Source organism: Pseudomonadota bacterium, from assembly GCA_010028905.1.
Taxonomy (GTDB): Bacteria; Vulcanimicrobiota; Xenobia; order RGZZ01; family RGZZ01; genus RGZZ01.
Map to the genome: position 1 here is coordinate 1 of RGZZ01000349.1, position 5,400 is coordinate 5,400.

Consider the following 5,400-nt stretch of genomic DNA (forward strand, 5'->3'; position numbering starts at 1 on the left):
GGCGCTGTTATCTATGGTCTACAGCCCGAAGGCTGATTTCATCTACGGCGCCTGCTTCTTCTCGAGCAACATCGTGATTGACGGCTACAGTGTCGACCCCCAGACGGGCAACCTGGCCAAGCTCACGTTCTCCCTGCCGAACATCCCCGTCATCGACATCAATGTGCAGCCCGCCATGACCGGCTATCAGGCCAGCAGCGCAATGGCCTACCTCTACGTGCTTCTGGCAGACAAGATCTACACCTACATCGTCGATGATCAGACGGGCAACCTCACCGCACTCTCGGGCCAGCCCTTCTCGAACAGCGACTACGTCGGTACATCACCTGTGCTGTATACCGGCCGTCAGATGGCCGTGTACAACCGCGCGGGCAGCACCATCCTCTACGTGGCAAACAATGCTACAGGAGACTTGACACGGTTCAAGATCGACGCCTTCGGCGCGCTCCAGGTCCCGCTGACCTCAGCGGCACAGACCACGGGAAGCAACCCCTTCGCGGTGGCCATCCACCCCACCCTCGACGTGCTCTACCAGATCGACAGCACCAGCATGACACTCTCCTCCTGGCAGATCAACCCCACAGACGGCGCGTTGACGCAGATCCAGGGGGGAGCGCAGGCGCTCACCGCGGTGTCAAAATTGGAGAACCTTGCCGTCTCCCCCGATGGCAAACACCTCTGGATCACCGGGGTGAGCGCTTCCATCGGGGGGGGAGGCGTAGGCTTCTCCCTCGACCCGAACACTGGCGTGCCCAACAGCGGAGCGATGACGGCACTGAGCAACGAAGACGGTGTGGGGCTGGCCTTCCTCCAGTTCGATCCCCTGACCACCCTGCTGTTCATGTCGTCGAGCACGAACAACAATGTCGACGCCTTCAACCCTTCCACGGGCCTCTTGCTCCAGTCTGCCGCACTGACTTCTCCGGAACTGATCGTCACCACGCCCTGACATCATATCGCCCCCCGCTCCACACGCCCCCCCACGGAGGTCTCCCCATGCGCGTCAAGCGCGTCATCGTCGTCGGTGCCGGTCTGGCCGGACTGTCATGCGCCCATCAGCTGAGACTCGAAGGACTCGACGTGACCGTGCTCGAGCGCGAGGCCGAGATCGGCGGCCGCGTGCGCACCGAGACCATCGATGGGTTCACCATCGACCGCGGCTTCCAGGTGCTGCTCACCTCATACCCCGAGGTGACGCGCCAGCTGCGGCTGCCCGATCTCGCGCTGCACGCCTTCGCGCCCGGGGCCCTGATCTGGGACAGCAGAGGCCTGCACCGCGTCACCGATCCGCTGCGCGACCCGCTGGGGCTGGCGCACACGCTCACCGCCCCCATCGGCAGCCTCATCGACAAGGCGCGCATCCTCGATCTGCGCCTGCGCGCGGCCAGCGGGGCCAACGCCGTCATCCCGGATCTCAGCGCCGAAGACTACCTGCGCGTCATGGGCTTCTCCGACCGCATCATCGAGCGCTTCTTCCGCCCGTTCTTCGGCGGCTCGCTGCTCGACCCCACCCTCTCGGTGTCGGCGCGCTGGTTCATGACCCTCTACGGCTACTTCAGCACGGGCCTGGCCACCCTTCCGGGACGCGGCATGGCGGCTGTCCCCGCCCAGCTGGCGGCGGCCCTGCCCGCGGGAAGCATTCGCACAGGCTGCGCGGCGACGAGCATGTCAGACAAAGGCGTCACCCTGGCCGATGGAAGCACCCTCGAGGCCGACGTCACCGTGTGCGCCACCGACCCCTGGAACGCGGTCTCGCTGCGGGGGGAAGGCCCAGACGAAGCACCCACACCGCTCGGGGTCACCAGCCTCTACTTCCGCGCCCGCGGCCTCCCGCTGCGCCGCCCCATGCTCGTGCTCAACGGCCGAGGCGAGGGTCGGGTGATGCACCTCGCCAATCTCTCCGTCGTCGCGCCGGCCTACGCACCCGTGGGCGAAGACCTGCTCACCGTTTCCGTGAGCGGTACCCCCGACCTCTCCGACGACGTGCTCGCCGCGGCGGTGCTCAAGGAGATCGAGCCGCTGCTGGGCGCATCGATCTCAACCTGCGCGATGCTGCGGGTCTGTCGCGTGCCGCACGCCCTGCCCCTTCTCGCGCCCGGCGCCACCTGGCGCATGCCGCCCGCCACGTCGAGCGGCGGGGTCTTGCGCTGCGGCGACTATACCGAATCGCCCTCGATACAAGGCGCGCTGCGCGCCGGCCGACGGGCCGCCGAGCGCATCATCCGCGGCGCGGTCTGACGGGGCGAACCGGGCCCGCCACGGGCACCACGAAGCGCTTGTTCCAGCGCACGAAGACCAGGTCCTGACCGTAGTGCACCAATAGCCAGACCGAGCCGTTGTCATCGCGCTGGTGCACCACGCCCACGTTCCCCCTCACGGCTTCGAGAACGGTGCCTCGGGGAATCGCGCCCACCACAGGCCAGTCGACCACCGGTCCGTCAGGCCAGACAGCGTCTGCGGCATCGTATTGGCGCGGGAACCGCGGATGCTGACGGGCATTGAGGCCGTGGGGATCGGGATCGATAACCTGCCAGAACACGTGAGGGGTGCGACGATAATCACCGTTTGCCTGCGCCTTCACGGGCTCGGCGTCACTGGCCCAGAGCGCCCGACCGGTTGCAGGCGTGACCGCGGTGCGCCCCTGGCCGAGATCGACCACCAGCCACCCGTGACCCGCGGCGTCCTTGATGATCGTGCTGCCGTCGACCACACGGGCCCGAGCCACGTATCCCCGCGGCAGCATCCCGGTCGCAGCCCAGCGGCTGGGATCGACCCGCGTCCACCGCGACCGCGGCGTCTTCAGCAGCGCGTCGAGCTGCGATGACGATCGCACCTCGGCATCCGGCGCCGTCACCTCCCACCAGATCCAGGTGTTCGCGGGATAGGCCTCATCGCGACCGGGAATCGGAGGGGCGGCCACCGCGGTGGTGATCGTGACGAAAACGAGCAGAAGAGCGAGAAGAGATGTGCGCATGTCCCAGAGATTCGAAGCCGCCCGAAGGGGTCCTCTCCCCTGCCCTCCCCAGGCGCGAATGGAGGTCGACACGCAGGTGGGTATCACGAAGGCAGAACGTCACGCATGGAGGTTGCATCAAGTGCGCGCCCACATCCGCCTCGGTCGCCTGTTCGGCATCCCCATCGGACTGCACTACACTTGGTTTGTGGTGGCCGTGCTCATCGCTCTGTCGCTCGCTGGTCACTTCCGCGCCTTGCACAGGGGCTGGAGCGATCTTCTCATCTTCAGCGTCAGCCTGTCGACCGCACTGCTCTTCTTCGGGTCGCTGCTCGTGCACGAGCTGGCCCACGCCCTGGTGGCCACGCGAAGCGGACTCGCGGTGCGCTCCATCGTGCTGTTCGCCCTCGGGGGCCAGGCCCAGATCGAAGGAGAGCCCGCCGACTGGCAGACCGAGATGCGCCTCGGACTCGTGGGCCCCGTGACCAGCGTGCTGGTGGGGCTCCTCTTCCTGGGAGCCGCGTCAGTGACAGGCTGGAGCCCCGACTTCGAGCCCAGCACGCCGTTCACGTCGATGTGCGTGTGGCTGGGCACCATCAACATCCTGCTCGGCGGGTTCAACATGCTCCCCGCCTTCCCGCTCGACGGAGGGCGCGTGCTGCGCGCCCTGGTGTGGTGGCGAGGCCACGACCCGTCGAGCGCAACCCGCGCCGCGGCCGTGGTGAGCCAGGCGGTGGCCTACGGCCTGATCATGTTCGGCCTCACCGTCTTCGTGATCTCGGGCGGATTCGGCGGCCTCTGGATGGCCCTGGTAGGATGGTTCCTGCTCGAGGCCGCCCGCGAGAGCGTGCTGCAGGTCGCCGTTCGCGACGCCCTGCGAGACGTGCGGGTGAGCCATCTCATGCGTCCGGGATGGCCACGGGTCGATGCCCACCTGCCCCTCGACCGCTTCGTGTTCGACCACCTGCTCCGCGGCCCATCGCGCGCCTACGCCGTGACCCGGGGAGACCAGGTCGAGGGGCTGGTGACACCCGTCGAGGTGCAGCAGGTCGAGCAACCGCTGTGGACGCGCATCACCGTCGAGCAGGTGATGCTCCCCCTCGAGGAGATGCCGGCGGTTACGCCAGAGCAGTCTGCCCTCGAGGTGGTGGAGCGCATGACCCGCGACGACGTGGAAGAGCTCCCCGTCGTCGAGCAGGGCGAGATACGTGGTCTCTTCACCCGGACCAGCGTTCTCGAATACCTGCAGCGACGCGGGGAGCTCCACATGTAGGCGCCTCGTGGAGACTACTGGAACTCGAGCGTGAGCATGCCGTTCACGGCCTCGTCGTAGGCGGTCTTCTTGTTCTGGGTGCAGATGTCGATGCGGCCGAAGCCTTCGTGCGGACCGTTCTTCGGATCGAAGGTGTCGACCGCACGGAACTCGATGGGGCGCCCGTACTTCTTCTCGAGCTCAGGGATGCGCAGCTTTGCGCCATAGGGCAGATGCAGGTTGGCGTCGAGCGCCACCGAGACGTACGGCGCCTTTCCCGAGAGATAGTCTTGCAGGGTGTTGAGCTTGTGCCCCTTGGTGTCGACGTAGCCGCCCTCGACGCCGTCATTCGAGGGGTAGTAGCTGGTGGCCTTGGCGCGGTGCGTGCCCAGGCCGGCGTTGACCCCACCGCCATCGCTCTGGGGCCTGCCGCCGGCCAGCGACGCTCCGCCACCGCCGCCGTGCGACCCACGGCCGTGATGGGCACCGTGGCCGTGATGCTTCCCGTGGCCCCCTCCAGAGCCATGCGCCGCGCGAGGAGAAGCACCGCCTCCCCCACCCGTGCCGGGTGCGTCGGCGCCACCCCCGCCTGAAGGAGCGCTTGCGCCAGAAGCGCCTTGTGCCGCGCCGAGGGGAGACGCACCGCTCTGCCCACCCGTGATCTGGTCGAGGAGCGCCAGGAGCTGCCGAAGCTCGGCTGCGATCTGCTCGATCATGGCCTCCTGGCTCAGCTGAGAGGTGTCCGGCTGCCCGATTCCGGCGAGCCCGGAGAGCGAAGCGCCCGCCCCTGTCGATGCAGGGAGAGCGGTCAGTGAAGAAAGGGCCGGCATTCCGGTGAGACCGAAGGGAGAGATGGGCTCGAGCGCGTTCATGGGGCAGTCCTCCTGTGTGTTACGACTCGCGCCGCGGTGAGCCCGGGGCGCGATGTGCTTGTAAACCGAGCATATCGACGACCGGAAAAACCCGCGATAAAACGCAGCGAGAGATGTGACCGCGATGTTGTCGCGTTGTATCTCTTTGGCTACCTCCAGCCACGAACGTGCATCCCAGACGCCCCCACCCTCCTCTTCGACCGCCTGCCCCCCTCTCTCGACCGTTCACAGAACATGTCCGACTGTTCACGACTCGGATCTTGTCGCGCGCCTTGCCAGGTGGTAGAGTGCGAGGCATCGAGACCCATCTCGCAAGTCGGCTC

5 protein-coding genes are annotated in these 5,400 nt (G+C 67.1%); 3 read left to right on the plus strand and 2 right to left on the minus strand.

Annotated elements, in window-relative coordinates; genetic code table 11:
- The first annotated feature begins 13 nt into the window (after window positions 1-13).
- Window positions 14-949, plus strand: a complete 936-nt coding sequence (locus EB084_18710; GenBank protein ID NDD30294.1) for a hypothetical protein — start codon at window positions 14-16, stop codon at window positions 947-949.
- Between the two features lie 47 nt (window positions 950-996).
- Window positions 997-2,238: an FAD-dependent oxidoreductase gene (locus EB084_18715; protein NDD30295.1), complete on the plus strand. Its 1,242-nt coding sequence runs from the start codon at window positions 997-999 to the stop codon at window positions 2,236-2,238.
- Here the strand turns inward: EB084_18715 and EB084_18720 are convergent.
- Window positions 2,219-2,974, minus strand: a complete 756-nt coding sequence (locus tag EB084_18720) for a hypothetical protein (GenBank protein NDD30296.1) — start codon at window positions 2,972-2,974, stop codon at window positions 2,219-2,221. The genes EB084_18715 and EB084_18720 overlap by 20 nt on opposite strands.
- Between EB084_18720 and EB084_18725 the strand changes: the two genes are divergently transcribed.
- Window positions 2,967-4,226 carry a site-2 protease family protein gene (locus EB084_18725; protein NDD30297.1) on the plus strand — a complete coding sequence of 420 codons (1,260 nt, stop codon included), beginning with the start codon at window positions 2,967-2,969 and terminating at the stop codon, window positions 4,224-4,226. The two genes, EB084_18720 and EB084_18725, sit on opposite strands and share 8 nt — an antisense overlap.
- A 14-nt stretch (window positions 4,227-4,240) precedes the next feature.
- On the opposite strand, the gene EB084_18730 is transcribed toward EB084_18725, so the two are convergent.
- Entirely contained in the window at window positions 4,241-5,077 is an 837-nt protein-coding gene (locus EB084_18730) for a hypothetical protein (GenBank protein NDD30298.1), read from the minus strand.
- Between the last annotated feature and the right edge of the window lie 323 nt (window positions 5,078-5,400).

Coding starts and splice junctions, on each gene's coding strand:
- EB084_18710 (NDD30294.1), top strand. CDS start 14: ATGGTCTACAGCCCGAAGGCTGATTTCATCTACGGCGCCTGCTTCTTC.
- EB084_18715 (NDD30295.1), top strand. CDS start 997: ATGCGCGTCAAGCGCGTCATCGTCGTCGGTGCCGGTCTGGCCGGACTG.
- EB084_18720 (NDD30296.1), bottom strand. CDS start 2,974: ATGCGCACATCTCTTCTCGCTCTTCTGCTCGTTTTCGTCACGATCACC.
- EB084_18730 (NDD30298.1), bottom strand. CDS start 5,077: ATGAACGCGCTCGAGCCCATCTCTCCCTTCGGTCTCACCGGAATGCCG.